Source organism: Amycolatopsis sp. NPDC047767 (assembly GCF_040704195.1).
In the GTDB taxonomy this organism is placed as follows: Bacteria; Actinomycetota; Actinomycetes; order Mycobacteriales; family Pseudonocardiaceae; genus Amycolatopsis.
In genome coordinates this window covers 1-22,744 of sequence record NZ_JBEYSJ010000039.1, presented here as the reverse complement: position 1 = coordinate 22,744, position 22,744 = coordinate 1, and the positions used below count along the sequence as shown (strand labels likewise).

At 69.5% G+C, this 22,744-nt stretch carries 23 protein-coding genes; 9 read left to right on the top strand and 14 right to left on the bottom strand.

Features of this window, described 5'->3' with window-relative positions; translation table 11 throughout:
- Positions 1 to 186 precede the first annotated feature (186 nt).
- On the top strand, positions 187 to 1,566 hold the full coding sequence (locus AB0878_RS41810; protein ID WP_366587362.1) for an MFS transporter: 1,380 nt from the start codon (positions 187 to 189) through the stop codon (positions 1,564 to 1,566).
- Here AB0878_RS41810 and AB0878_RS41805 read toward each other — a convergent pair.
- Positions 1,538 to 2,221, bottom strand: a complete 684-nt coding sequence (locus tag AB0878_RS41805) for a TetR/AcrR family transcriptional regulator C-terminal domain-containing protein (protein ID WP_366587360.1) — start codon at positions 2,219 to 2,221, stop codon at positions 1,538 to 1,540. The genes AB0878_RS41810 and AB0878_RS41805 overlap by 29 nt on opposite strands.
- Positions 2,222 to 2,298: 77 nt before the next feature.
- Between AB0878_RS41805 and AB0878_RS41800 the strand changes: the two genes are divergently transcribed.
- On the top strand, positions 2,299 to 3,420 hold the full coding sequence (locus AB0878_RS41800) for an NAD(P)/FAD-dependent oxidoreductase (RefSeq protein ID WP_366587357.1): 1,122 nt from the start codon (positions 2,299 to 2,301) through the stop codon (positions 3,418 to 3,420).
- A gap of 625 nt (positions 3,421 to 4,045) precedes the next feature.
- Here AB0878_RS41800 and AB0878_RS41795 read toward each other — a convergent pair.
- The 4 genes from AB0878_RS41795 to AB0878_RS41780 are packed head-to-tail and all read right to left on the bottom strand — an operon-like array spanning position 4,046 to position 7,328.
- Complete coding sequence (locus tag AB0878_RS41795; protein WP_366587355.1) at positions 4,046 to 4,720, bottom strand: NAD(P)-binding domain-containing protein; 675 nt, start codon at positions 4,718 to 4,720, stop codon at positions 4,046 to 4,048.
- Positions 4,717 to 5,754: an LLM class flavin-dependent oxidoreductase gene (locus AB0878_RS41790; RefSeq protein ID WP_366587352.1), complete on the bottom strand. Its 1,038-nt coding sequence runs from the start codon at positions 5,752 to 5,754 to the stop codon at positions 4,717 to 4,719. Before AB0878_RS41790 ends, AB0878_RS41795 begins: the two co-directional genes overlap by 4 nt.
- Positions 5,747 to 6,799, bottom strand: a complete 1,053-nt coding sequence (locus tag AB0878_RS41785) for an LLM class flavin-dependent oxidoreductase (RefSeq protein ID WP_366587350.1) — start codon at positions 6,797 to 6,799, stop codon at positions 5,747 to 5,749. The genes AB0878_RS41790 and AB0878_RS41785 overlap by 8 nt, the downstream gene beginning before the upstream one ends.
- A 55-nt stretch (positions 6,800 to 6,854) precedes the next feature.
- Positions 6,855 to 7,328: a MarR family transcriptional regulator gene (locus tag AB0878_RS41780; RefSeq protein ID WP_366587347.1), complete on the bottom strand. Its 474-nt coding sequence runs from the start codon at positions 7,326 to 7,328 to the stop codon at positions 6,855 to 6,857.
- Between the two features lie 96 nt (positions 7,329 to 7,424).
- Between AB0878_RS41780 and AB0878_RS41775 the strand changes: the two genes are divergently transcribed.
- From AB0878_RS41775 to AB0878_RS41765, 3 genes are all read left to right on the top strand, one after another.
- Positions 7,425 to 7,988: an NAD(P)H-dependent oxidoreductase gene (locus tag AB0878_RS41775; RefSeq protein ID WP_366587345.1), complete on the top strand. Its 564-nt coding sequence runs from the start codon at positions 7,425 to 7,427 to the stop codon at positions 7,986 to 7,988.
- A gap of 202 nt (positions 7,989 to 8,190) precedes the next feature.
- Complete coding sequence (locus AB0878_RS41770) at positions 8,191 to 9,030, top strand: LLM class F420-dependent oxidoreductase (RefSeq protein WP_366587343.1); 840 nt, start codon at positions 8,191 to 8,193, stop codon at positions 9,028 to 9,030.
- Positions 9,031 to 9,164: 134 nt separating this feature from the next.
- Positions 9,165 to 9,536: an ankyrin repeat domain-containing protein gene (locus tag AB0878_RS41765; RefSeq protein ID WP_366587341.1), complete on the top strand. Its 372-nt coding sequence runs from the start codon at positions 9,165 to 9,167 to the stop codon at positions 9,534 to 9,536.
- A 56-nt stretch (positions 9,537 to 9,592) separates the two neighbouring features.
- Here AB0878_RS41765 and AB0878_RS41760 read toward each other — a convergent pair whose 3' ends face one another.
- The 3 genes from AB0878_RS41760 to AB0878_RS41750 all read right to left on the bottom strand — a co-directional run bounded on the left by AB0878_RS41760 (position 9,593) and on the right by AB0878_RS41750 (position 12,754).
- A complete protein-coding gene (locus AB0878_RS41760) occupies positions 9,593 to 11,059 on the bottom strand; it encodes a catalase (protein ID WP_366587339.1) in 1,467 nt (488 codons plus the stop codon).
- A gap of 25 nt (positions 11,060 to 11,084) precedes the next feature.
- Complete coding sequence (locus AB0878_RS41755) at positions 11,085 to 11,504, bottom strand: Fur family transcriptional regulator (RefSeq protein WP_366587337.1); 420 nt, start codon at positions 11,502 to 11,504, stop codon at positions 11,085 to 11,087.
- Between the two features lie 329 nt (positions 11,505 to 11,833).
- Positions 11,834 to 12,754 carry a LysR family transcriptional regulator gene (locus AB0878_RS41750; protein WP_366587335.1) on the bottom strand — a complete coding sequence of 307 codons (921 nt, stop codon included), beginning with the start codon at positions 12,752 to 12,754 and terminating at the stop codon, positions 11,834 to 11,836.
- A gap of 701 nt (positions 12,755 to 13,455) precedes the next feature.
- Here AB0878_RS41750 and AB0878_RS41745 point away from each other — a divergent pair.
- Together AB0878_RS41745 and AB0878_RS41740 are read left to right on the top strand one after the other, a co-directional pair.
- Positions 13,456 to 14,967, top strand: coding sequence for a trypsin-like serine protease (locus AB0878_RS41745; protein WP_366587333.1), 1,512 nt, complete (start codon positions 13,456 to 13,458; stop codon positions 14,965 to 14,967).
- Positions 14,968 to 15,106: 139 nt separating this feature from the next.
- On the top strand, positions 15,107 to 15,775 hold the full coding sequence (locus AB0878_RS41740; protein ID WP_366587331.1) for a hypothetical protein: 669 nt from the start codon (positions 15,107 to 15,109) through the stop codon (positions 15,773 to 15,775).
- Here AB0878_RS41740 and AB0878_RS41735 read toward each other — a convergent pair whose 3' ends face one another.
- Entirely contained in the window at positions 15,776 to 16,630 is an 855-nt protein-coding gene (locus AB0878_RS41735) for an LLM class flavin-dependent oxidoreductase (RefSeq protein WP_366587329.1), read from the bottom strand.
- The gene (locus AB0878_RS41730; RefSeq protein ID WP_366587327.1) at positions 16,630 to 17,526 is read right to left on the bottom strand and encodes an SDR family oxidoreductase; all 897 of its coding nucleotides are present in this window, start codon (positions 17,524 to 17,526) and stop codon (positions 16,630 to 16,632) included. The genes AB0878_RS41735 and AB0878_RS41730 overlap by 1 nt, the downstream gene beginning before the upstream one ends.
- Positions 17,527 to 17,651: 125 nt before the next feature.
- Here AB0878_RS41730 and AB0878_RS41725 point away from each other — a divergent pair, with 125 nt between their 5' ends.
- Both AB0878_RS41725 and AB0878_RS41720 read left to right on the top strand, forming a co-directional pair.
- Positions 17,652 to 18,539: a LysR family transcriptional regulator gene (locus AB0878_RS41725; RefSeq protein WP_366587325.1), complete on the top strand. Its 888-nt coding sequence runs from the start codon at positions 17,652 to 17,654 to the stop codon at positions 18,537 to 18,539.
- A 113-nt stretch (positions 18,540 to 18,652) separates the two neighbouring features.
- Complete coding sequence (locus tag AB0878_RS41720; RefSeq protein WP_366587323.1) at positions 18,653 to 18,940, top strand: hypothetical protein; 288 nt, start codon at positions 18,653 to 18,655, stop codon at positions 18,938 to 18,940.
- 430 nt (positions 18,941 to 19,370) lie between these two features.
- Here AB0878_RS41720 and AB0878_RS41715 read toward each other — a convergent pair whose 3' ends face one another.
- From AB0878_RS41715 to AB0878_RS41700, 4 genes are all read right to left on the bottom strand, one after another.
- Positions 19,371 to 19,793: a DUF5709 domain-containing protein gene (locus AB0878_RS41715; RefSeq protein ID WP_366587321.1), complete on the bottom strand. Its 423-nt coding sequence runs from the start codon at positions 19,791 to 19,793 to the stop codon at positions 19,371 to 19,373.
- A gap of 77 nt (positions 19,794 to 19,870) precedes the next feature.
- On the bottom strand, positions 19,871 to 21,514 hold the full coding sequence (locus AB0878_RS41710; RefSeq protein WP_366587319.1) for a RecQ family ATP-dependent DNA helicase: 1,644 nt from the start codon (positions 21,512 to 21,514) through the stop codon (positions 19,871 to 19,873).
- Positions 21,515 to 21,581: 67 nt separating this feature from the next.
- Positions 21,582 to 21,929 carry a UBP-type zinc finger domain-containing protein gene (locus tag AB0878_RS41705; RefSeq protein WP_366587317.1) on the bottom strand — a complete coding sequence of 116 codons (348 nt, stop codon included), beginning with the start codon at positions 21,927 to 21,929 and terminating at the stop codon, positions 21,582 to 21,584.
- Between the two features lie 42 nt (positions 21,930 to 21,971).
- Positions 21,972 to 22,613 carry a DNA-3-methyladenine glycosylase 2 family protein gene (locus AB0878_RS41700; protein ID WP_366587315.1) on the bottom strand — a complete coding sequence of 214 codons (642 nt, stop codon included), beginning with the start codon at positions 22,611 to 22,613 and terminating at the stop codon, positions 21,972 to 21,974.
- Positions 22,614 to 22,744 lie beyond the last annotated feature (131 nt).

Genomic DNA, 22,744 nt, shown 5'->3' with positions numbered 1-22,744 from the left:
TTCGAAGGAGTTGAAGCATCGCCAGGTCGGGGCGGTCGGGAGGCTGCGGCGCCGACGGCGGCGGCGCGCGGCGGCCGCCCGTCGCCGGTGACAGTGCCGTGGCCGACGCGACCCAACCGTCAACCCCGATGTGATCCCCATCGCGACCAGCCGACCCGCCCGGCCGGGCAAGTAGGGTCGACCGCCATGGGGTTCCGGCGCGGCTTGGCACTGCTGGTGGCCGCCACGTTCTTCATGGAGATCGTCGACGCCACGATCATCGCGCCCGCGGCACCGCTCATGGCGGCCGATCTCGGGGTGAGCTCGGTGGACGTCAACGTGACCATCACGGCCTACGTCCTCACCCTCGGCGTCCTCATCCCGATCAGCGGCTGGCTCACCGACCGCTTCGGCGCGCGCCGCGTGTTCGCGACCGCACTGATCCTGTTCACCCTTTCGTCATTGGCGTGCGCACTCGCACCAAACCTTGTTCTTTTGACAACAGCGCGGGTCGTTCAAGGTGTCGGCGGCGCGATGATGGTGCCCGTCGGCCGGCTGGTGGTCCTGCGCGCCACGCCCAAAAAAGATCTCGTCAAAGCGGTCGCCTACCTGACGTGGCCGGCGTTGCTTGCGCCCGTGGTGGCTCCGGTGGTCGGCGGGCTGCTCGCGCAGTACGCGTCGTGGCGGTGGATCTTCGTGATCAACCTGCCGCTGGGCATCGCCGCGCTGGCCGTGGCGTGGGCGATCGTGCCGGACCTGCGGGCGGAGCGGCCCGCGCCGTTCGACCGGGTCGGGTTCGGGTGGGTGGCCGTCGGCACCGCCGCGCTGGTCGTCGCCCTCGAAGGCCTCGGCTCGGGCTTCGGCCCGGCGACGGCCGTGGCGCTGGTCGTGGCCGTCGTCGGCCTCGGCTGGGCGATCCGGCATCTGCTGCGCGCACCGAATCCCTTGCTGGACCTGCGAATCCTCCGCATCACGACCTACCGCATCACCGCCGCCACCGGCTCCGTCTACCGCGGCGTGATCACCGCCATCCCCTTCGTCCTCCCGCTGCTGTTCCAGCTCGGCTTCGGCTGGACCCCCGCCCGCGCCGGCTTGGTGGTGATCGCACTTTTCGTGGGCAACGTCGGCATCAAACCCGCCACCACCCCGCTCATGCGCCGCTTCGGCATCCGCACGGTGCTGCTCGCGTCGATCCTGGTCGGCGCGGCCTGCCTTGTCGGCCTGGCGTTCGTGCGCGCCGACACGCCGTTGCCCGTGCTGCTCGCCCTGCTCCTCGTCAGCGGCATCTCCCGCTCCACCGGCTTCACGGCCTACAACAGCGTCGCCTTCGCCGACGTCGACGAGCCGCTCATGAACCACGCCAACACCCTGCTCTCGACGCTGCAGGAACTCGGCGCGGGCCTGGGCGTGGCCATCGGAGCCCTGCTCATCCGCGCCGGAGGCCTGGTCGCGACCGACGCGCCCGGTCCGTTCCGCGTGGCGCTGGCGCTGCTGGCCGTCCTGCTGGCGATCCCGCTCGTCGCCGCGATCCGGCTGCCCCACAATGCCGGCAACGCCGTCACCGGGCGCGTATCCCGGCGAGGATGAGGTCGATCCCGGTCAGGAACTGCTCGCGGTCGTCGTGCTCGCGCGCTTGCCGGGCGACAGCCCGGGTGAACGGGTAGTCGTCCGGGTCGAGTGCTTCCCACGCCGCCGACACCGCGTCGAGGAACTCCGCGCGGTCCACCACTGACCCGGCGACGCGGGTGTTCGATGCGTTCTGCGCGGCGGCGCCGAGGATGTAGTGCATCAGCGCCGACGCCACGGTGAACCAGCTTTCCTCGGGCACACCCAGGGCGCCGACGTGCCGGCCGATGCCCTCGAAGATCCGCAGTGGCACCGATTTCGTCGGACCGTGCGACAGCTGCAGCGACACCTGCGTGGCCAGCCACGGGTGTTCGGCGATCGCGGTGAACAGTCCCAGCGCGACGGCGCGGATCTCGTCCCGCGGCGAGCCCCCGGCCTCGGCGGGCTCGGCCAGCGCGGCGGCGACCACGGCGTCGGTCGCGGCCTCGAGCAGCTCGCCCTTGTTCGCGACGTGCCAGTAGATCGCCCCGGGCCCGGTGGCGAGGCGCTCGCTCAGCGCGCGGAACGTCAGCCCGCCCTCGCCGGACGCGTCGAGCAGCTCGACGGCGGCCTCGGTGATGCGCTCGCGGGAGAGCGCCTCGGTACGCCGCTGAGCTCGGCGGGTCCGCGCAACCATGCGTCCATCTTGACACATCTGGAATGTCGTTCCAACATTGGAACAGCGTTCCAGTCCACTTCTCGGCAGGAGTCACCATGAACACCGTCACGATCATCGGCGCCGGCCTCGGCGGCCTCACCCTCGCCCGCGTCCTGCACGTCCACGGCATTCCCGCCACCGTCTACGAAGCCGAGGCATCCGCAGGGGCGCGCGCCCAGGGCGGGATGCTCGACATCCACGACTACAACGGCCAGATCGCCGTCGAAGCCGCACAGCTCATGGCCGAGTTCTCCGGCCTGATCCTCGAAGGCCGCCAGCAGATGCGCGTCCTCGATCCCGACGGGACCCTCCTGCTCGACCAACCCGACGACGGCACCGGCGGCCGGCCCGAAGTCCAACGCGCCGAGCTGCGGCAGCTGCTGCTCGACTCACTCCCCGCCGGCACGGTTCGCTGGGGCGCCAAGGCCGTCGACGCGCGCTCCGTGGGCACCGGCCGCCACGAGGTGACCTTCGCCGACGGCAGCGTGGTCGCGACCGACCTGCTGATCGGCGCCGACGGCGCGTGGTCGCGCGTGCGGCCGTTGCTGTCGGACGCGGTTCCGTCGTACGCCGGCACCTCGTTCGTCGAGGTCTACCTGTACAACGCCGACACCCGCCACCCGGCCGCCGCGAAAGCCGTCGGCGGCGGCTCACTCATCGCGCCCGCGTCCGGCCGCGAGATCCACGCGCACCGCGAAAGCGGCGACACGCTGCACACCTACGTCGTCCTCACCCGGCCCCAGGAGTGGTTCGCCGCCATCGACTTCACCGACCCGGCGGGTGCTGCCGCCCGCGTCGCGCAGGAGTTCACCGGCTGGGCCCCGGAACTCACCGCCCTCATCACCGAGGCTGACACCGCACCCGTGCTCCGCCCCCACTTCACCCTGCCCCACGACCACCGCTGGGACCGCGTCCCCGGCGCCACCCTCCTCGGCGACGCGGCCCACCTCATGCCCCCCAACGGCGAAGGCGCCAACCTCGCCATGCTCGACGCCGCCCGCCTGGGCCAAGCCTTGGCCGCCCACCCGGGCAACGTCGAGAAGGCCCTGTCCGAATACGAACACGAAATGTTCCCCCGCAGCCAGGCCGTCGCCACCGAGGGCGCCGAGATGCAAGAACTCTTCTCCCGCGGCACCTCGGCCCGCGACCTCGTCGCCATGCTCACCGGCGCCGAGTGAGTGGGGCCGGTTCCGCTGGTTTTGTCGCCGCGCCACTCGGAAGTTGCCGGCGGAACCGAGCCCCCGCGCGGTAGATCGCGGACCGATCGGCGTGATCGCGCCACCTGGAGTTCCCGGACACCGTCGTTCACGGTCTCTGAGTAAGCCGCATCGGTTCCGCTGACACCGCTGCCGCGCCACCCAAAGCCGAATCTCCACAGGAACCTGCACGGCAAGGTCCGGACGGGTTTCGCGTGGCCTCGGTATCCGCGCATCCGGCGCTCCCCGGTACCGTTGCGACCTCCCCCGCCGCCGCGTAGGCCGCAACCCAGTTCCGCTGGTCCTACGGCCGCGACGCTGAAGACGCAGCCTCGGAACCGGCCCCGCATCGCAGGTCCCTCGACCAGCAAGGTCTGGTGGGACCGGACTCCGTGGCGAGTGGTGACCGGCACCGAGTACCCGAGCCGGTTCGCTGGTTTGTTGCCGCGCCGGCCAGAGCCGTAGCCGAGCCATCGGCGGAACCGCCCCCTGGGTCCCGGACCGGCCCACGCGGCCTCGGCATCAGCGGTGCCCGACATTCCCGGTCACCGTGACCGCCGACAAACCGGCCAACCCGGCACGCCCGGTGCCAGGCTCGAGGAGGCGCCTAGTGCGACTCCTCCGCCAACCGCTCACTGAGCGCACGACCACGTTCCGACTCCGGGAACCGCTCCAGCATCGCCCGCAACTCCGCAGCCTCGACGTCCGCCCCGAAGGTCTCCGCGCCCGGCTCCAGGCGGACGCCCTCGGCGAGGCCGCCGGCCGGCACGGGGTCGAAGCCAAGCGAATCGACCACAGTGGACACTTCGACCACGTCCGCGGGGTTGTCGCCGGCGATGGCGATGGCCTTGCGGCCGGGGGTGCCGGCGGGGCGGGCCTCGTCTTCGAGGTCGTGGTAACCCATGTGGTTGAAGGCTTTCACGACGCGCGCGCCGGGCAGGAACTTCTGCACCGTCTCGCTCGTGGAGACCTCCAGGTCGGCGCGGTGACCGTCCACTTCCCACCAGTAGTTCATGGCGTCGATCACGAGCTTGCCGTCCAGCTCCGCCACCGGGATGCCGCGGTACTTGCCCAGCGGCAGCGCCAGGATCACGACGTCGGCCGAAGCAGCCTCGGCCGGTGTCGTGGCGACGGCGCCCGGGGCGAGGACCTCCACGGTGAGCGCGATCTTCTCCGGCGCGCCCGAGCCCGCGATCAGCACGCGATAGCCGGCCGCCACGGCCAGGCGCGCGAGGACCGTGCCGACCTTGCCCGCGCCGAGGATGCCCAGCGTCTGCGTCATTTCCCCTCCGCCAGCAGGTCCCGCACCATCGGGATCACCTTCGTGCCGTAGAGCTCCACCGCGTGCATCCGCGCGCTCGCCGGCTGCGAACCGCTGGAGTAGATGAGGTCGAACCGGCCCACGTCCAGATCCTTGACCGCCCCGGCGATCTTGCGCGCGACCGTCTCCGGCGAGCCGATGTACATCGAGCCGTGCTCGATTTCGCTGTCGTACTCGGCGCGCTGGATCGGCGGCCACCCACGCGGCCGCCCGATGCGGTCGCGGATCACGCGGTAGCGCGGCCAGAACAGTTCGCGCGCTTCTTCGTCGGTGTCGGCGATGAAGCCGGGCGAGTGCATGCCGACCGGGTGCGCGGTCGTGCCGAACTCGGCGGCCGCCCGCCGGTAGAGGTCCACGTACGGTGCGAACCGCTTCGCCGGCCCGCCGATGATCGCGAGCATCAGCGGCAGCCCGTAGTGAGCCGTGCGGATCACCGACTGCGGCGAGCCACCGACACCGACCCACGTCGTCAGGCGGCCCGACTCCGTCTTGGGGAACACATCGGCCGCGTCCAGCGCCGGGCGCAGCGTGCCGCTCCACGTCACGGGCTTCTCGTCGAGTAACCGAACGAACAGGTCGATTTTCTCTTCGAACAGCTTGTCGTAGTCGGAGAGGTCATATCCGAACAACGGGAACGACTCCGTGAACGAACCACGTCCGAGAATGATCTCCGCCCGGCCATCCGACAGTGCGTCGACGGTCGCGAAACGTTGGAAAACGCGCACGGGATCGTCGGAACTCAACACGGTCACCCCCGAAGACAGGTGAATCCGCGACGTGCGCGTGGCGATGCCCGCCAGCACCGTCTCCGGAGTGGTGATCGAGTACTCCGGCCGGTGGTGCTCGCCGAGCGCGATCACGTCCACGCCGATCTCGTCGGCGAGCACGGCCTCGTCGAGCACGTGCCGGATCGCGGCGGCGTAGGACATCGGCGTGCCGGCGTCGTCCTCCGGGACGTCGCCGAAGGTGTCGAGGCCGAAAACCAGGTCAGACATGGGAAGGCGCCTTCGTGAGCAGTTCACGGACCCGCGGTGCGACCTCGCGGCCGAACAGCTCGATCGACCGGGCGCGGGCTTCGCGGGGCAGGTTCATGATGTCGTACTTCAGGTCGAAACGGCTGAGGCGCAGGTCACGCGCCATGGTCGCGATCTTGTTCGCGACGGTCTCCGGCGAGCCGACGAACAGCGCGCCACCCTCGATCTCCGCCAGGTACCGGCGGCGGTCCGGCTTGTAGAAGCCGCGTTCGGCCGCGAGCTTCGCGACCACCGGCTGCCAGTACTCCCACCACGTCTCGACGGCTTCGGAGTCGGTGTCCGCGATCAGGCCGAGCGAGTGCTGTCCGACGGGCAACACCGGCTGTTCGAATTGCGACAAAGCACGGTGGTAAAGCTCCACGTGCCCGGCGAACCGCTGCGGCCGCCCGCCGATGATCGCCAGCATCAGCGGCAGCCCGTACTTCGCGGCACGCACGACGGAATCCGGGCTGCCGCCCACACCGATCCACGTCGGGATCCCGCCCGGGCGCATCCGCGGGTGCAGCGTCTGGTTCACCAGCGGCGCCCGCACGGTGCCCGACCACGTCACGGACTCCTCGCGTTGTAACCGCATGAACAATTCGAGTTTCTCTTCGAACAGGTGCTCGTAGTCGGCGAGGTCGTATCCGAACAAGGGGAACGACTCCGTCGCCGACGCCCGCCCCAGCACCAGCTGCGCCCGGCCGTTGGACACGGCGTCCACGGTGGAGAAGTCGTGGTAGAGGCGGACGGGGTCGTTGGTGCTCAGGACCGTCACCGACGTGCCGAGCTTGATGCGCTCGGTCGCCGTCGCGACGGCCGCCAGGAGCACCGGTGTCGCGCTGTCGTTGTGGCCTTCGCGGTAGTGCTCGCCGACACTGAAGACGTCGAGGCCGGCTTCTTCGGCGAGGCGTGCCTCGTCGACGAGCAGGCGGACGGTCTCCGCGTCGCTCAGGGTGCGCGATCCGTCGGTGGCGACTTCGCCGAAGGAGTTCAGCCCGAACTCGAAGCCGGGATTCTTCGTCATGCCACCAGGATGCGTCGGCGCGGGGGCCGCCTGCCGCTCCCTCTCATGGAGACCTTCAGCCATCGGCTTCGATGCGCCGGGTGATCTTGTCGGCCGCCGTCCGCAGGGTGCGCAGCTCCGATTCGGACAGCACGTCGTACACGAGCTCACGCACGCGCTCGACGTGGCCCGGGGCGGACTCGAGCACGTGCGCGTAGCCGGCTTCGGTGAGCACGGCGTGGGTGTAGCGACCGTCCTCGGGGTCGGGCTCGCGGTAGAGGAACCCGCGCTTCTCCAGCCGGCTGATGAGATGCGACAGGCGGGAGAGCTCGGCGTTGGTCAGGATCGCAAGCTCGCTGAGCCGCATGCGCCGGCCGGGTTCCTCCGACAGCCCTGCCAGCGCGTAGTACTCGACGTAGCTGAGCTGCGCGTCTTCCCGCAGCTGCTTCTCCAGCTCGGTCGGCAGCCGGTGCAGCAGGTACGTGAACGAGCGCCACGTCTGCAGCTCTTCGGAGTCGAGCCACCGCGGGGTGGCCTGCCGGTGTGTCATGCGTCCCAGTCTAGCGCGTGACTTGAATGTTCAAGTACCGGTGCTCGATAGTTGACATGAACATTCAAGTCACACCTCCGGAAGGAACCGGCACAAGTGAGTAACCTGAAGATCGCCGTCATCCTCGGCAGCACCCGCCCGGGACGCAACGGCAAGCAGGTCGCCGACTGGGTCTTCGAGAAGGCCAAGGCCCGCACCGACGCGGACTACGAGCTCGTCGACCTGGCCGAGTTCCCGCTGCCCCACCTCGACGAGGCCCTGCCGCCCACCCTCGGCCAATACGCGGGCGAGCACACCAAGGCGTGGGCCGCGAAGATCGACTCCTACGACGGCTTCATCTTCGTGACGCCCGAGTACAACCACTCGACGTCCGCCGTCCTCAAGAACGCCATCGACTACCTCTACGCGGAGTGGAACAACAAGGCCGCGGCCTTCGTGTCCTACGGCTCCCTCGGCGGCGCCCGCGCGATCGAACACCTGCGCGCCATCTGCAGCGAGCTCCAGATCGCCCACGTGCGGCAGCAGCTGTCGTTCTCCCTGTTCACGGACTTCGAGAACTTCGCGTCCTTCGCCCCGGCCGCCCTCCACAACGACGCGGCCGACACGCTGTTCACCCAGCTCGAGACGTGGTCCGGCGCCCTCAAGGCGATCCGCGACTGAGGCTTTCGGCGGTGGGCACCGTGCCGGTGGTTCACCAGTGTGGTGCCCACTGTCCACAAAGTACTGAAGGTCAGCTCTTCTTCCAGGTGCACCCACGGGAGGCCCAGCGCCTGTTACACCCAAAGCGACACAATTCGGACGAGCACCGGTCCACTACAGCGGTGTTGGCAGCTGGGGTTACTCCAGGTTTACGCTCACGACCATGCGATTCGCCATCAAGACTTCGCCCCAGAACACCGTCTGGGAGGACATGCTCGCGGTCTGGCAGGCGGCCGACGAGATCGAGCTGTTCGAATCCGGCTGGACGTTCGACCACTTCTACCCCATTTTCTCCGATTCGACCGGCCCCTGCATGGAGGGCTGGGTCACCCTGACCGCGCTCGCGCAGGCCACCAAGCGGCTGCGCCTGGGCACGCTCGTCAGCGGCATGCACTACCGCCACCCCGCACTGCTCGCGAACATGGCCGCGACGCTCGACATCGTGTCCGGCGGGCGCCTGGAGGTCGGCATCGGCGCCGGCTGGAACGAGGAGGAGTCCGGCGCCTACGGCATGGAGCTGGGCACCCTCAAGGAACGCAGCGACCGGTTCGAGGAAGGCTGCGAGGTCCTGATCAGCCTGCTGACGAAGGAAACCACCACCTTCAAGGGCACGCACTACCAGCTCACCGACGCCCGCAACGAACCCAAGGGCGTCCAGAAGCCCCACCCGCCCATCTGCATCGGCGGCAGCGGCGAAAAGCGCACCCTGCGCACGGCCGCGAAGTACGCCGACCACTGGAACTTCACCGGCGGCACGCCCGAGCAGTTCGCCCACAAGCGCGACGTCCTGCACCGCCACTGCGCCGACATCGGCCGCGACCCGAGCGAGATCACGCTGTCCTCGCACGTGCGCCTCGAGCCCGACCTGGACTACGCCGCGGTCGCCAAGCAGGCCGAAGCCCTCGGCGAGGCCGGCCTCGACCTGGCGATCGTCTACCTGCCGCCGCCGCACACCCCCGCGGTGCTGGAGCCGCTGGCGAAGGCGCTCGAACCGCTGCGCTGATCTTTTCACCGGGGCCGCGCACGCATTTGTGCGCGGCCCCGCGGCGCGCGATCAGGGCCATTTCCGAAGCCCGCCCAATAGTCGCAACGCATCGAAGGTCGGCTTGGACAATTGACCGATGCTAAAATTCCGCCATGCCCTCTGACGAAAACGAAGATCTCCGAAAACGAGCCCGCACCGTCATGGCGGACCTCGCGCGTGAAGGCAACACCAAGGAACTCGCGGAGTTCATCGAGCACGGCCTGGACGTCAACTCCCTCGACGAGGCCGGCAATTCACTCCTCATGCTCGCCGCGTACCACGGGCGAAGCGAGACCGTCGGCTACCTGCTGCAGCACGGCGCCGATCCCGACATCTGCAACGCGCGCAACCAGTCGCCGATCGCGGGTGCGTTGTTCAAGGGCGAGACGGAAATCGTCGCGGCGTTGAAGAATGCGGGGGCCGATCTGGACGCCGGGACACCGAGCGCGCGGGAAGCCGCGAAAATGTTCGGGCAAAGCCTGTAAGAACGACCGTGCCCCCGTCGCGGCAAACGGCGACGGGGGCAACGGCCACAAAGGACTTACAGAGCGCCCAGGGCCTCACAGGCCTTCTGCACACCCTCACCGTAGGCCGGGTCGGCCTTGGTGCAGTTCTCGATGTGGCGCTGGACGGTTTCCTTGCGCGCACCCTTGATCGCGCGCGCCGTGTTCTCGAACAGGCGCTGCTGTTCGTCCGCGGACAGCAGGCGGAACAGGTTGCCCGGCTGCGTGAAGTAGTCGTCGTCGTCTTCGCGGAAGTTGAAGTGGTCCGCGGTCGAGCCGACGGCCTGGGCCGGGTCGGCGTAGGCGGGCTGTTCCTGCCAGCGGCCGAAGTTGTTCGGCTCGACGCCCGGGACGCCACCCTGGTTGCCGTCGACGCGCATGGCACCGTCGCGGTGGTAGGTGTTGACCAGCTTGGCGCCGCGCGGGTAGTTGACCGGGATCTGGTGGTGGTTCACGCCGACGCGGTAACGGGCGGCGTCGCCGTAGGAGAACAGGCGGCCCTGCAACATCTTGTCCGGGCTGAACGAGATGCCGGGAATCAGGTTCGCCGGGGTGAAGGCGGCCTGCTCGACGTCCTGGAAGTAGTTGTCCGGGTTGCGGTTGAGCTCGAACTCGCCGACCTCGATCAGCGGGTAGTCCTTCTTGCTCCACACCTTCGTCAGGTCGAACGGGTGGAAGCGGTACGTCGCCGCGTCGGCCTCGGGCATGATCTGCACGAACAGCTTCCACTTCGGGAAGTCGCCGCGCTCGATGGCGTCGAAGAGGTCGCGCTGGTTCGACTCGCGGTCGGCGGCGATGACGGCGCCGGCTTCCTCGTCGGTCAGGTTCTCGATGCCCTGCTGGGTGCGGAAGTGGAACTTGACCCAGTTCCGCTCGCCCGCGGCGTTGATGAGGCTGTAGGTGTGCGAGCCGAAGCCGTGCATGTGCCGGTACGACTTGGGGATGCCGCGGTCGGTCATGATGATCGTGACCTGGTGCAGCGCCTCGGGCAGGTTCGTCCAGTAACCCCAGTTGTTCTCCGGGTCACGCAAGTTGGTGCGCGGGTCACGCTTCACCGCGCGGTTGAGGTCGGGGAACTTCAGCGGGTCACGGTGGAAGAACACCGGCGTGTTGTTGCCGACGACGTCCCAGTTGCCCTCTTCGGTGTAGAAACGCAGGGCGAAACCACGGATGTCCCGCTCAGCGTCGGCCGCGCCACGCTCACCCGCGACGCTCGAGAACCGCGCGAACATCTCGCACTCGTTGCCGACCTTGGCGAAGATCGCGGCCTTCGAGTACTGCGAAATGTCGTGCGTGACGCGGAAAGTGCCCCACGCGCCGGAGCCCTTGGCGTGCATGCGGCGCTCCGGGATGACCTCGCGGTCGAAGTGCGCCAGCTTCTCGATGAGCCACAGGTCCTGCAGCAGCACCGGGCCGCGCGGGCCGGCGGTGACGCTGTTCTGGTTGTCCACGACCGGCGCACCCGCCGCCGTCGTCAGCGGTTTGGTGTTTTCCTCGAAAGCCACTTCATCTCCTTCAGGTGGTGGACAGTCAGTTTTCGTTGCAGGAAGGGCAAAGGCCCCAGTACGTCACTTCGGCCTCGTCGATGACGAACCCGTTGGTGGTCGCCGGCGTCAGACAGGGCCGCTCCCCCACGGCGCAGTCGACGTCGGCGACCGAACCACAGCGACGGCACACCACGTGGTGGTGGTTGTCGCCCGTGCGCACCTCGAACCGCGCCGGCGACCCGGCCGGCTCGATGCGCCGCACGAGCCCCACTTCCCCCAACGCGGCGAGGATGTCGTACACCGCCTGCGTCGACACCGCGCCGAGCTCGGAGCGCACCGCGCGGACCACGGCCTCGACATCCGCGTGGGGCCGCTGCGCCACCGCGTGCAGCACGGCGGTCCGCTGCTTGGTGACTCGCAGTGAGACACCCCGCAGACGTTCCGCAGGATCGGTGGCCGGCATGAGGGCATCAGATCACGTTTTCTGGAACAAGTCCAGACTAGGGACTGGACACGTTCAAGTGAATCGAAGTGCTCATCTGAGCAAGGTGTGTGACTTCGGCACCACCTTGACCAGGGAAGACTGTGCGCGGCCGATCAAGGGTTGACGTTTTGGCGACGCGCCCGCGGTCGGATTCGCACATCCGGTGAGATGGTAGTCACAAAACTTGATCACCGGTGAGACTCGAGTGTGCGTTCTCGCGCATGAGTACACAAAGTGATGACAGCGCTGACAGTGGGTGCGCCCTTCGGACGGTCACACCCTCCACCAGCGGCAATCGGATCACACCGTCAGAACCCCTCGACATCGCCTTCCAACGCTGCCGCGCGGAAAGCCTCCGCGAGCCGCGCCGTGGCATCCGAAGGGCGGCCCGGCAGGCGAGCGAGCAGGATTCGCCGCCGTTCGGCAGGGCCACCACGGACGGGGAGGACGCGGACGCCGGGCGGGAGCGCCGGGGTGAGGGCGGCGGGCACGGTCGTGATGCCGCAGCCGGCGGCGACGAGGTGGAGCTTGGCGAGCCAGTCGCGCGCGGTGTGGGCGATGTCGGGGCGCTCGTCGAGGCCGGGCCAGACGCCCATGACGGGCTCGTTGCGGGAGCCGGCGATCCAGCGCCGGCCGGACAGGTCTGCGACATCGATGAACTCGCCGCGCGCGAGCGGGTGGGTGGTCGACACGGCGACGCACAGGTTGCGTTCGGCGAGGATCTGCACCCGCAGCGCCGGGGTTTCGCTGTCAGGCGGGCGGAACGGCGGCGTCGACGCGATCAGCGCCAGGTCCAACGTGCCCGCGCGCAAGGCGCGGACCAGCGCGGGGGTGCTGCCTTCGCGCGTGGTCACGGTGATGCCCGGGTGCGCGCGGTGCAGCTCCGCCAGCGCGCGGGGCACCAGGGCGGCGCCCGCGCTGGCGAACCAGCCGAGCCGGACGCTCCCGTGCCCCTCGGGCAAGCCGACGAGGTCGCGCGCCGCGGCGTCCACCTCGTCGACGACGGCGGCGGCACGGCGCACGACCAGCCGCCCGGCGGAGGTGAGGCGCACACCGTCGTGGCGGCGCTCGACGAGCCGGGTGCCCGCCGCGCGCTCCAGCGACGCGATCTGCCGTGAGATGGCAGACTGCGTATAACCGAGAGCCGCTGCTGCCGCGGTGAACGAGCCTCGCTCGGCCACCTCGCGGAACACCCGCAGCGAGGTCAGCGACGCGTCGGTGAAGGCCATGACAGTTACGCATACCAGACTCGGTGAACTTTCGCTGGCAGCATGCCCTGTGGCTGCTTGGCGTGAAAGTGCGACCTCCATTCAGACTCCCTTTGGCTTCGCCGGCGTCGCGGCAGAAGTGGCCGAACGCGTAGACCTCGGCGGGCGGCGCGCGGTAGTGATCGGGGCAGCGTCCGGGATCGACACGGAGACCTCTTCGGGATCTTCGCCAGGTCGTGGGGCCACACAAACGGCCGCGGCAGCGAAACTGTCCCGCCCGAACTGATGAAGGCGCCGGAGCACGGCCCGGCGATGCCGGTGCTGGTCGCCACGTCTCAACTGCCGACCTGGAACCTCACGGAAGACCTGGTGCGAGCATGGCCGCCGCGCTGATCACCGGAGCCCCACGAGCGCCAATTGACCCGCTATGGAGCCGCATTGCCATAGGCATTGGGCTGGCGTGGTCTTAAAGCGACAGCCTGAGTGAAAAGAACACCATTCGCGTGTCCGTCCACGCACTCCGGAAGAGGCCGTGCCCTGAGACGGTCTGCGACCGGCTGTAGGGGGCAGAGATGGGCGTCGCGCTCGGCGAGGACATGAGTCCAGGGTGTTCTGGGGCCGTACCCGTAGACGGTTTTCGGGCGCTGTCACAGGATCGTGACGTTCCGGTCGAGGTGCGCGCACACAGGGTGAGGAGTCTGAGCGGGTTCTGTGATCCACAGGTGAGAGGGAGCCCGTTGAAACTCCGAAGTGTGCTGGCCGCCGTGGCGGCCGCGTTGTCCGTGACCGCGTTGGGTGTTGCTCCGGCATCAGCGATTGTTGGCGGAGTCCCATCTCCGCGTGCGTATCCGTTCACCGGGTCGCTGAACCGACCGGCCGACTCACCGCGGCCCGACGGGCACGTGTGCGGGGTGACGCTGGTCGCGCCCCAGTGGGTGGTGACGGCGTCGCACTGTGCGCGCAACGATCTCGAGACCCAGGTCGGCTATCCGCACGACTGGTCGGTGCGGCTGGGGTCGGTGAGCGCGTCGTCCGGTGGTGAGGTGATCCCGGTCGAGAAGTTCGTGCGCCGTTCGAACGGCACCCTCCCGCACATCTTCGGCAAGGACATCGCGCTGCTGAAGCTCGCGCACCCGGCGAAGGCCGCGCCGATCAAGATCAGCGCGAAGGCCCCGGCGCCGGGCACGCAAGCGCGCATCATGGGCTGGGGCATGACCTGCAACCAGTCCGCGCCCCAGTGTTACCCCGACCACCTGCGCGAGGCCGACACTGTTGTCCAGCAAACATCGACCTGTCAGGTTTCGCTCAGCGACTTGTGCATCGGCGCACTCGACGGCAAGGTCGGCCCTATCAACATGGACTCCGGAGGCCCGGCGCTCGTGAAGGAAGGCGGCGCGTGGACGCTGGCGGGTGTCGTCAGCGGTGGTGACAACGGGCCCGGGATCTACACGAACGTGCCCGCGTACGCCGACTGGGTGCGCGAAACCATCGCGGAACGCCACCCGACGCTCGAGGGCGCCGTCAACCTGGGTTCGTGCGCGGGATCGCTGGTCCGCAAGGCCGGCGCGGGTCCGGATGACCCCGCCCTCCTGCTGACCAACGGCCACTGCATCGCCGGCGACCACCCCGCCGTGGGCTCGGCGGTGACCGAGCGCGCGGAGGCCCGCGACGCCGCGGTGCTGTCCGCGTCGGGCGGGATCAAGACGACGCTGCGCACCACGAAGCTGTTGTACGCCACCATGACCGGCACCGACGTCGCCCTGTACCAAGTGGACAAGACCTACGCGCAGCTCGCCGCCGCCGGCGCGAAGATCTTCGACCTCGGCACGAGCGAACCCCAGCAGGCCGACCAGCTCGACGTCCTTTCGGGCACCCGCGGGAAGACCTGGGCGTGTTCGGTCGCGAACATCGTCCCGGAACTCCGCGAGGGCGGCTACACGCAGCACAACGCGATCCAGTACAGCGAAGACTGCACCCCCGGCAGCGGCGACTCCGGCTCGCCCGTGCTCGACCCGCACACCGGCCAGGTCGTGGGCATCCACAACACCTCCAACGGCCTGGGCAAGGTGTGCGAGGTGGACAACCCTTGCGAGGTCGACGAGAACGGCGTGGTCACCGTCCACATGGGTCGGTCGTACGGACAGCAGACCGCCGGGATCCCGGCCTGCCTCGGCGCGGGGTCGACGGTGGACCTTTCGTTGGCCGGATGCGAGCTGACGAAGCCGAAGGCTTGAGGTGGTGACCCCGGACTGCTCGGCGGCCCGGGGTCACTCCCTTTCTCGGTGAGATCCGCGCAGTCGACGGTCCTGGAACGCCGAGACACTTCCTCGGGACCACGAATCACCCTATCTCGGCCAAAAAGGGACAATAGGGATGATCACGAGTAGATCTCCAAGACGGGGATCTCCCCGAAGATCGGGCAGGATTCGGGGCATGCGTTTGCCCAGAAGACTCATCGCCGTCGCCTTTGTGGTGGCGGCCGCCGCGGGGTGTTCGAATGGTGGAGACGGGACGCTGGTGGCACCACCGCCGAGCGGGAGCACGGCGCCCGAAACGACCACCACCACGAGTTCCGCTCCCCCGACGTCGTTCGTGCCGGCCGCGTCGCCCGCGCGGTTGAGTGCGGCGTGTCCGTTGTTGGACGCCGCCGAGATCGCGCGGGCGCTCACCAACGGGGACACCTACGACAGCAGCGAAGAATCCCCCACAACCGAAAACGGCCTTACTTCATACACCTGCGAATACCACCGTTCCGACGAGCCGAGTTACGAATGGGCGAGCCTGACCGTCCTTGCCGCGCCGGGGAATCCTTCGCAGAAGACGGCGCTGCAGGTGTCCACACAGGAATGCGTTGACAAGCCGCAGACCCTCAGCGAAGCCGCCGTCTACTGCACCAACGCGGACAACGGCACCGACATCACCGTGGCCAAGCCGAGTCACGGCGAGACCCGCGTCGTCTTGCTCTCGCTCACCCTGAGGCCGAGCGACGCGTCCCGCGACAGTTACGCATCGCTCGCGAAGACTGTGGCCGGGAGGTTGTGATCAGCGCAGTGCCGGGGCGAGCGCCACGAGGTGGTCGATGCCCGGGCCGAATTCCGTGCCCGCGGGGGACAGCAGGGTGACGTGGTCGGCGCCGGCGTCGAGGTGGGCTTGGACGGCGGCGGCGACGTGGTCCGGGCCGTCGTATGCGACGAGGGTCCGGACCAGGTCGTCGGTGGGCTCGGCGGGGTAGCCGAGGTCCGTGAGTGTTGCCCGAAACGCGGGGCGGTCGAGCCAGTTCGAGACGGTTTGGCGGGCCGTCTCGACCGAGTCGGCGATCGACAGCGCCACGACCAGGAGTTTGTCCGGGCCCAACGTCTGCCGGGCGAGAGCCGTGTGTTGTGGAGGGAGGCCGGCGGGGAGTGCGCCGTCGGCGATGTCGGCGGCGAGGGAGAGCATCTTGGGGCCGTTGGCGCCCAGGATGAGTGGGTACGGGGCGTCAGGGGCGGGTGGCCAGGTTTCGGCGGCCATTCCTTCCACATAGGACCGCATGGTGGCGAGCGCAGTCCCGAAAGGACGGTCCACACTCGACGCCTGCTGCGGGTAGCCGACGCCCAGGCCGAGTGTGAACCGGCCCGGGAAAGCCTGCGCCAGGAAGGAAGCGGCGGCGTGCGCGGTCTGGGGCGCCCGGGCCCAGATGTTGGCAACGCAGGTGCCGAACGCCAGCGTCTCGGTGGCGCCCAGGAGCACCGCCAGCTGGGCGAGGGCGTCTTTGCCGATGACCTCGTTGGTCCACGCCGCGTGGTAGCCGGAGCGTTCCAGGCGGCGCACGGCGGCGCGTTGGTCGTCGGCGGATGGCGTGCTGGTGAAGGTGACCGGAAGGCAGACGCCGACCGGACCGGGTTCGAACGTGGCCATCAGCGGGCGAAGTAGTGGCCGGCGTCCAAATCGGACAGCAGGCCGGGATGCGCCGGCTGCCAGTCGAACTGGTCCTGCGTGCCGACGCTCGACGCCGGCATGTCCGCGGCGAAGATCGGGCCCAGCCAGCCGAAGTGCTCGGCCGACTGTTCGGCCGGGACGGACTCGACCGGCAGGCCGAGGTGCTTGCCGATGCGCTCGGCGATCTCGCGCACGGGGATGCCCTCGTCGCCGACGGCGTGCAGGCGCGTGCCCGCCGGGGCGTGTTCGAGGGCGAGGCGGTAGAGCCGCGCGGCGTCCAGGCAGTGGACGGCGGGCCAGCGGTTCGCGCCGTCGCCGGGGTAAGCCGAAACGCCGCGCGTGCGGGCGGTTTCGATGAGCAAGGGGATGAAGCCGTGGCGATCCTCGTCGCTGTGGACCGACCGGGGCAACCGCACGACGGAGCCGCGGACTCCCCGCGTTGCGAGCGAAACCACGATCTCTTCGGACGCGAACCGGCCGGCCGCGAGGCTGCCGCCTTCGGGGACGGTGTCCTCGGTCGCGACGCCGCCGGGGGTGGCCGGGGTGCCGGAGCTGATCACGAACGGGCGGCCCGTGCCGGCCAGGGTTTCGCCGATGGTCTCGATCGCCAGGCGGTCGGTGCCGACGGAGCGCTCGAAGTCGCTGAAGTCGTGGACGAACGCGATGTGGACCACGCCGTCGGCCGCGGCGGCGCCGGTGCGCAGGCTGTCGAGGTCTTCGAGGCTGCCGCGGTGGACCTCGGCGCCGGCGGCGGTCAGCTTGGCGGCCGACGCGTCGGAGCGGGCCAGGCCTCGTACCTGGTGGCCGGCGCCGAGCAGCTCACGCACGACCGCGGTGCCGATGAACCCGGTCGCACCGGTGACAAACACACGCATGGTGTTGCTCCTCAAACAAGGGATGTTCTGGTTCTTCCACCCTGCCGTCGGATCCCGCACATCGGCCAATGAAACCTTCGTATTGCGCAATACGTTTCATGCATCACCGCAGGTAGAATGCGCACATGCCCGAACATCCGGTCGACCTCGACCTCCGGCTGGTGCACTGCTTCACGGTCGTCGCGGAGCACCGGCACTTCGGCCGCGCTGCCGAGGCCTTGCACGTGACGCAGCCTTCGCTGAGCCGGCAGATCCGCCGTCTCGAGCAGCAGCTCGGCGCGCGGCTGCTGGACCGCACGCCGCAGGGCAGCCGGCTCACGGAGGCGGGCGAGGTGTTCCTGCCGCAGGCGAAGGCGTTGCTGCGCACGGCGGCCCAGACCATCGCGCGCACGCGGGCCGCCGCGCAGCCCAGCCGGCTGGCCGTCGGGTACGCGGGCGGGCTCATCGTCACGCCGGCCGTGCGGGAGATGCGCCACCGGCACCCGGAGGCCGACGTGCAGACGCTGCACATCGCGTTCGACGACGTGCCGGCTTCGCTGCTGGAGCACCGGGTCGACGTTGTGGTGAGCCGGCTGCCGTTCGCGACCGAAGGACTCCACGTCACGGTGCTTTTCGATCAGCCGCGTGTGGTTATTCTCCCACTCGATCACCGCCTGGCGGGCAAGGAGTCGGTGAGCATCAACGACATCGCCGACGAGCCGCTGCCGCGCATGCGGGACATCGACCCGGCGTGGAGCGCGTACTGGCGCATCGAACCTCGGCCCAACGGCCGGCCGGTGCGCGACGGGCCGGTGATCGAAGCGCTGGAGGACAAGTTCGAGCTGGTCGCGTCCGGTCAGGCCGTGGCCATTTCCGCAGGTCACGACGTGCGCTTCCTGCGCCCCGACCTGACCTCGGTCGTACTGGAGGACGTCGAACCGGCGCACGTCGTGCTCGCCACCCGCGCCGACGACCGCAGCCGCCTCGTCGCGGCTTTCCGGAAGTACGCGCAAACACACCTCACGGGCCGCTAAAGTGAACGGGAGTTGAACGAAAGGGTTGCCACCGTGCGCTGACTCCCCGCTCTCGCGGCCGGACCGCCGCTCCCGCGACACGACCCCGTTCCTGCGCACCCCGAGGGACCCCGATGAGCACCGAGAACCACACCGTGCGGCAGTGGCGAGCGCCGAAAACGGTGGCAGAACTGGCGGCCGGCCCGGCCTGGACCGTCGAGCGCAGCCCCACGACCGGCCAGTGGAGCACGGCGGAGTGGCGCCACGGCCGCTGGCAGATCGGCCTGACACCGGTGCGCCACGGCGTGATCGCGGCCATGCTGTGGTCCCAGGACAAGCTGGTGGAACACACGCGCGGCGGCGAGGCCACGATCTGCGAGAAGGTGACTGGCTGGCTGGAGGAGATCGCGCGCAAGGCGTGACTCCCCAGGGCGTGCGACTGTTGCGCTGCCGGACGCCGGATGCAGGTCGATGGACGTCGGGCTGGGCGGGAATCTCAGCGGCGCGCCTTCACGATTGCGAGGCTCGCTGCCCCCGCGCTGGGATACTCCCGGCTCGCGGATAGCGGGCGTGCGGCGCCCGAACGGTTGCCCCCGGCAAGACAGCCACGCCAGATCCCTCGCGCCCCAGGGCAGTCCGGTCGAAGCTCGCGGAAGCCGGCCGAGCGACACGGTGAACAGCGAGACCTCAGCGTGGTAGCCGCGGCGCAGCGTAGGGGCGATCTCCCCGGTGCGACGCACCAATCGGCGGTGTGGGGCGCGGTGCAACCCGGGCCGCGGCGGCTGGAGGAGGTGGTGCGGGAAGGCCCGCACCACCCCGCACTCAGCGGTGTTCGGTGATGCTCGGTGGTGCTCAGTAGTCCTCGGGGTCGTCGACCACGTGGACGGCGGCTTCTTCCGCCGAGGCGGCGCCGCCGTCGAGGCCGACGTCGGAGGCGTAGAGCTCGGCGTCGGAGTCTTCGCCGGTGCCCTCGTCGGCGGCGACCAGGCGGCCGGCGCGGAAGTCGCCGAGTTCGTCGTCGATGAGTTCGCCGTCGGTGTCCTCGCTGTCGCCGAGGTCGTCGCCCTCCTCGGGCTGCACGTCGGGCACCTCGCGGGCCAGGCGGCCCTCCCAGCTTTCGCCCTCGCGCTCCTCCTCGGGCGTGGTGCCGAACTCGTCGACCTCGTACGGCTTCTCCGGCGGCGAGTAGCCCTCGTCGTACGGATCGCCGTCCTCGAGGGTGTCTTCAGGGTCGAGCACGCCGGTGTCGGCGTTGTCCTCGATGTCGTCGTCCACGGACGGCTCCTCTCTCCGGGCGCACCCAGTCTCGCGCCCGAGTCGGGAAGTTACCAGGCGAGCCCGCGCGCGGTTGTTCAGCGCGGCTGGAGGATGCCGGACGAGATCGTCGACGCGGTGAGGTGCTTGTAGCCCACGCTGGGAAAGTAAACGAGCAACTCGTGTTCGTCCTGGGACAACAGTTGTCCGTCTCCCCACAGGCGGTGGTGCACGGGAGCACCGCCGGAGACGTCGGCGCGCTGGTGTTCGGTGGTGTGCGCCGCACGGTCGTTGTCGCAGTTCTCACACGGGGGTGTGTAGTTCTCACCGAAGTATGCGAGGAGTTCCGCACGGCGGCACCGCGTGCTTTCGGCGTACGAGCGCGCGGCCTCGATCCGGCTGGCGAGCACGGCCTGCCGGCGCCGGTCGAGGTCCACGAGCTGGTCGGCGAGCTGGGCCGGTGGTGTGAGTTCGTGTTCGCATTCCACCATGCGGTGGTGGCCCGACCCCGTGACGCCCACGAACCCCAGCTCCGCCAGCTCGTTGACCACCCGCTCGACGGCGTGGGCGGGCACCCCGGCGCTGGCGGTCAGGTCGGTGAGCGCCGCTTGCCGAGGCGAGTTCTCGACCGCGTCGACGACCAGGTGCACGGTCTCCTCGCCCAGGTGCGTGCGGGCGGCGAGCAGGCGCGGGATGCGGATGGTCCGCGGGTCGTGCACGAGGACGGCCACCGCGGGTTCCCCGTCACGGCCGGCGCGGCCGATCTCCTGGTAGTAGTCGTCGATGCTCGCGGGCACCCCGGCGTGCACGACCGTGCGGATGTCGGGCTTGTCGATCCCCATCCCGAACGCGCTCGTGGCCACGACGACGTCCAGCTTCCCGGCGAAGAAGTCGTCCTGCACCTGCGCGCGGGCGGCCGCCGTCATGCCGCCGTGGTACGGCGCCGAGCGGAAGGCGTCGAGGCGCAGGCGATCGGCGAGGGACTCGCAGCGGGCGTGGGTGAGCGCGTAGACGAGGGCCGGGGTGTCGTGCTGGATGAGGACGTCGACGCACCGGTCGTCGACGGCCCGGGCCTCCGGTTTGCTGGGCTGCGTCGGGCGCATCGAGAGCGAGATGTTGGGCCGGTCGAAGTCGGCGACCACCACCTGAGGGTCGCGCATCCCCAGCCGGCGCGTGATGTCCGCCTGCACGGGCGGCGACGCCGTGGCCGTGAGCGCGAGGATCGGCGGCCGGCCGAACTCGGCGACCGCGTCGGTCAGCCGCAGGTACTCGGGGCGGAACTCCTGTCCCCATTCGCTCACCAGATGTGCTTCGTCCACCACGAACAACGTGACATTGGTGATCGCCGCACGCGTCTCGGCGTTCGTGAGCTGCTCGGGGCCCAGGAAGACGAAGTCCAGCTCGCCCTTCTCCAGCCGCGCCAGCGTCTCGCGGCGCTCGTGGACCTTCTGGCTGGAATTGAGGAGCTCGGCGTTGATGATGCGGTCGCCGTAAGGGCGACCCGCGATGGACCGGAGCTGGTCGCGCTGCAACGCGATGAGCGGCGAAATGACCACGGTCAGCCCACCCCGGGCGAGGCCCGCGACCTGGTAGATGGCGCTTTTCCCGCTACCGGTGGGCAGCACGGCCAACGTGTCCTGGCCCGCCGCGACCGCGTCGGCCGCCTGCACCTGTGAGGGCCGAAGTGCGAAATCGAACAACGCACCCGCGACGTCGGTGGGATTCGGACGTGAGCTGGTCATGGTGTCGAAGGTACTGTGCCGGCCCGGACGGCCCGGCCGTCACCACGGCCGGGCGCCCGGAGCCGGGTCAGTGAAGCCGGTTGGCCCAGTCCGCCGGCAGCCGGTCGGCCGGACCAGGAGCGGACTGGGTGAGCGGGTGGTGCGTCGGGGCGGCGAGCTCGGGGCCGCGTTCGTACATCACTTCCTCGGCGTAGTCCCAGAACCACTCCTCGCCAGGTTCGAAGCTGCGGACGATCCGGTGGCCGGACGAGGCGGCGTGCGCACTGGCGTGCTGGCCGGGCGACGAGTCGCAGCAGCCGATGTGGCCGCACTGCGCGCAGCGGCGCAGGTGGAACCACCAGCCCTGCGGGCTGGCCGCATCACACTCGGCGCAGCCGTTGCCGCTCGGCGCCACCGCGGGGTCGACACCCTCCACGTGTTTCTCCTTTGCGCGAAAAGTCCTGTGGCACCAGCTTAATCACAACCGCGGCGCCTGCTCGGCCAGTTGCCACAGGTACAGGCACGCCAGCGTGCGGTACGGCCGCCACGGCTCGGCCAGGCGCGTGAGCTCCGCCGGCGTCGGCCGGGTGGCCAGCCCGTAGGCCCGCTCGACGCTGCGGCGCAGCTCGAGGTCCCCGGTCGGCAGCACGTCGGGGCGGTGCAGGTGGAACATCAGGAACATCTGCGCGGTCCACACGCCGATGCCCTTCACCAGGTCGAGCTGCGCGACGACCTCGTCGTCGGGCAGCTCGTTCAGCGCGTCGAGATCGAGGCGGCCCGACAGGATGCAGTCGGCGAGCGAGCGCAGCGACACCGTTTTCGCGCGGGACAGCCCGGCGGCCGGGCGCAGCTCCTCGGGGTCGTCGGCCAGCAGCTCCTCCGGCGTCGGCAGCCGGCCGCCGAAGCGGTCCTTCAGCTTGCGGAAGATGGCGCGCGACGAGTGGATCGAGATGTTCTGGCTGACGATCGCGCGCACCAGCACGCCGTAGTTGTCCTTCGGGATATCCGGGTCGCCGGCCAGCGCGGGGTCGGGCGGCAGCCGGGGCGGCGGCCCGACGATCTCGTCCATGACCCGGCCGAGGACCGGGTCGGCTTCGCGCAGCTGCTCCTCGGGTGTCATCAACGGGATGTTACGCCAGGTCAGACGGGGTCTAGATGTATTTGGCCAGGACGTTGGTAGCGGAAGGTTCTGGTTGACGTGGGGAGAACCTCCGGTTGAGGTGTGGCTTGTCTAGGACCCACGTCAACCGG

Bases quoted from the DNA above. Each gene is read 5' to 3' on its own strand.
- AB0878_RS41755 (WP_366587337.1), bottom strand. From the start codon at position 11,504: ATGCCGGCCACCGATCCTGCGGAACGTCTGCGGGGTGTCTCACTGCGA.
- AB0878_RS41750 (WP_366587335.1), bottom strand. From the start codon at position 12,754: ATGGCCTTCACCGACGCGTCGCTGACCTCGCTGCGGGTGTTCCGCGAG.
- AB0878_RS41795 (WP_366587355.1), bottom strand. From the start codon at position 4,720: ATGACGCAGACGCTGGGCATCCTCGGCGCGGGCAAGGTCGGCACGGTC.
- AB0878_RS41810 (WP_366587362.1), top strand. From the start codon at position 187: ATGGGGTTCCGGCGCGGCTTGGCACTGCTGGTGGCCGCCACGTTCTTC.
- AB0878_RS41800 (WP_366587357.1), top strand. From the start codon at position 2,299: ATGAACACCGTCACGATCATCGGCGCCGGCCTCGGCGGCCTCACCCTC.
- AB0878_RS41780 (WP_366587347.1), bottom strand. From the start codon at position 7,328: ATGACACACCGGCAGGCCACCCCGCGGTGGCTCGACTCCGAAGAGCTG.
- AB0878_RS41725 (WP_366587325.1), top strand. From the start codon at position 17,652: ATGCCCGAACATCCGGTCGACCTCGACCTCCGGCTGGTGCACTGCTTC.
- AB0878_RS41740 (WP_366587331.1), top strand. From the start codon at position 15,107: ATGATCACGAGTAGATCTCCAAGACGGGGATCTCCCCGAAGATCGGGC.
- AB0878_RS41730 (WP_366587327.1), bottom strand. From the start codon at position 17,526: ATGCGTGTGTTTGTCACCGGTGCGACCGGGTTCATCGGCACCGCGGTC.
- AB0878_RS41700 (WP_366587315.1), bottom strand. From the start codon at position 22,613: ATGACACCCGAGGAGCAGCTGCGCGAAGCCGACCCGGTCCTCGGCCGG.
- AB0878_RS41790 (WP_366587352.1), bottom strand. From the start codon at position 5,754: ATGTCTGACCTGGTTTTCGGCCTCGACACCTTCGGCGACGTCCCGGAG.
- AB0878_RS41785 (WP_366587350.1), bottom strand. From the start codon at position 6,799: ATGACGAAGAATCCCGGCTTCGAGTTCGGGCTGAACTCCTTCGGCGAA.
- AB0878_RS41735 (WP_366587329.1), bottom strand. From the start codon at position 16,630: ATGGCCACGTTCGAACCCGGTCCGGTCGGCGTCTGCCTTCCGGTCACC.
- AB0878_RS41765 (WP_366587341.1), top strand. From the start codon at position 9,165: ATGCCCTCTGACGAAAACGAAGATCTCCGAAAACGAGCCCGCACCGTC.
- AB0878_RS41805 (WP_366587360.1), bottom strand. From the start codon at position 2,221: ATGGTTGCGCGGACCCGCCGAGCTCAGCGGCGTACCGAGGCGCTCTCC.
- AB0878_RS41710 (WP_366587319.1), bottom strand. From the start codon at position 21,514: ATGACCAGCTCACGTCCGAATCCCACCGACGTCGCGGGTGCGTTGTTC.
- AB0878_RS41720 (WP_366587323.1), top strand. From the start codon at position 18,653: ATGAGCACCGAGAACCACACCGTGCGGCAGTGGCGAGCGCCGAAAACG.
- AB0878_RS41770 (WP_366587343.1), top strand. From the start codon at position 8,191: ATGCGATTCGCCATCAAGACTTCGCCCCAGAACACCGTCTGGGAGGAC.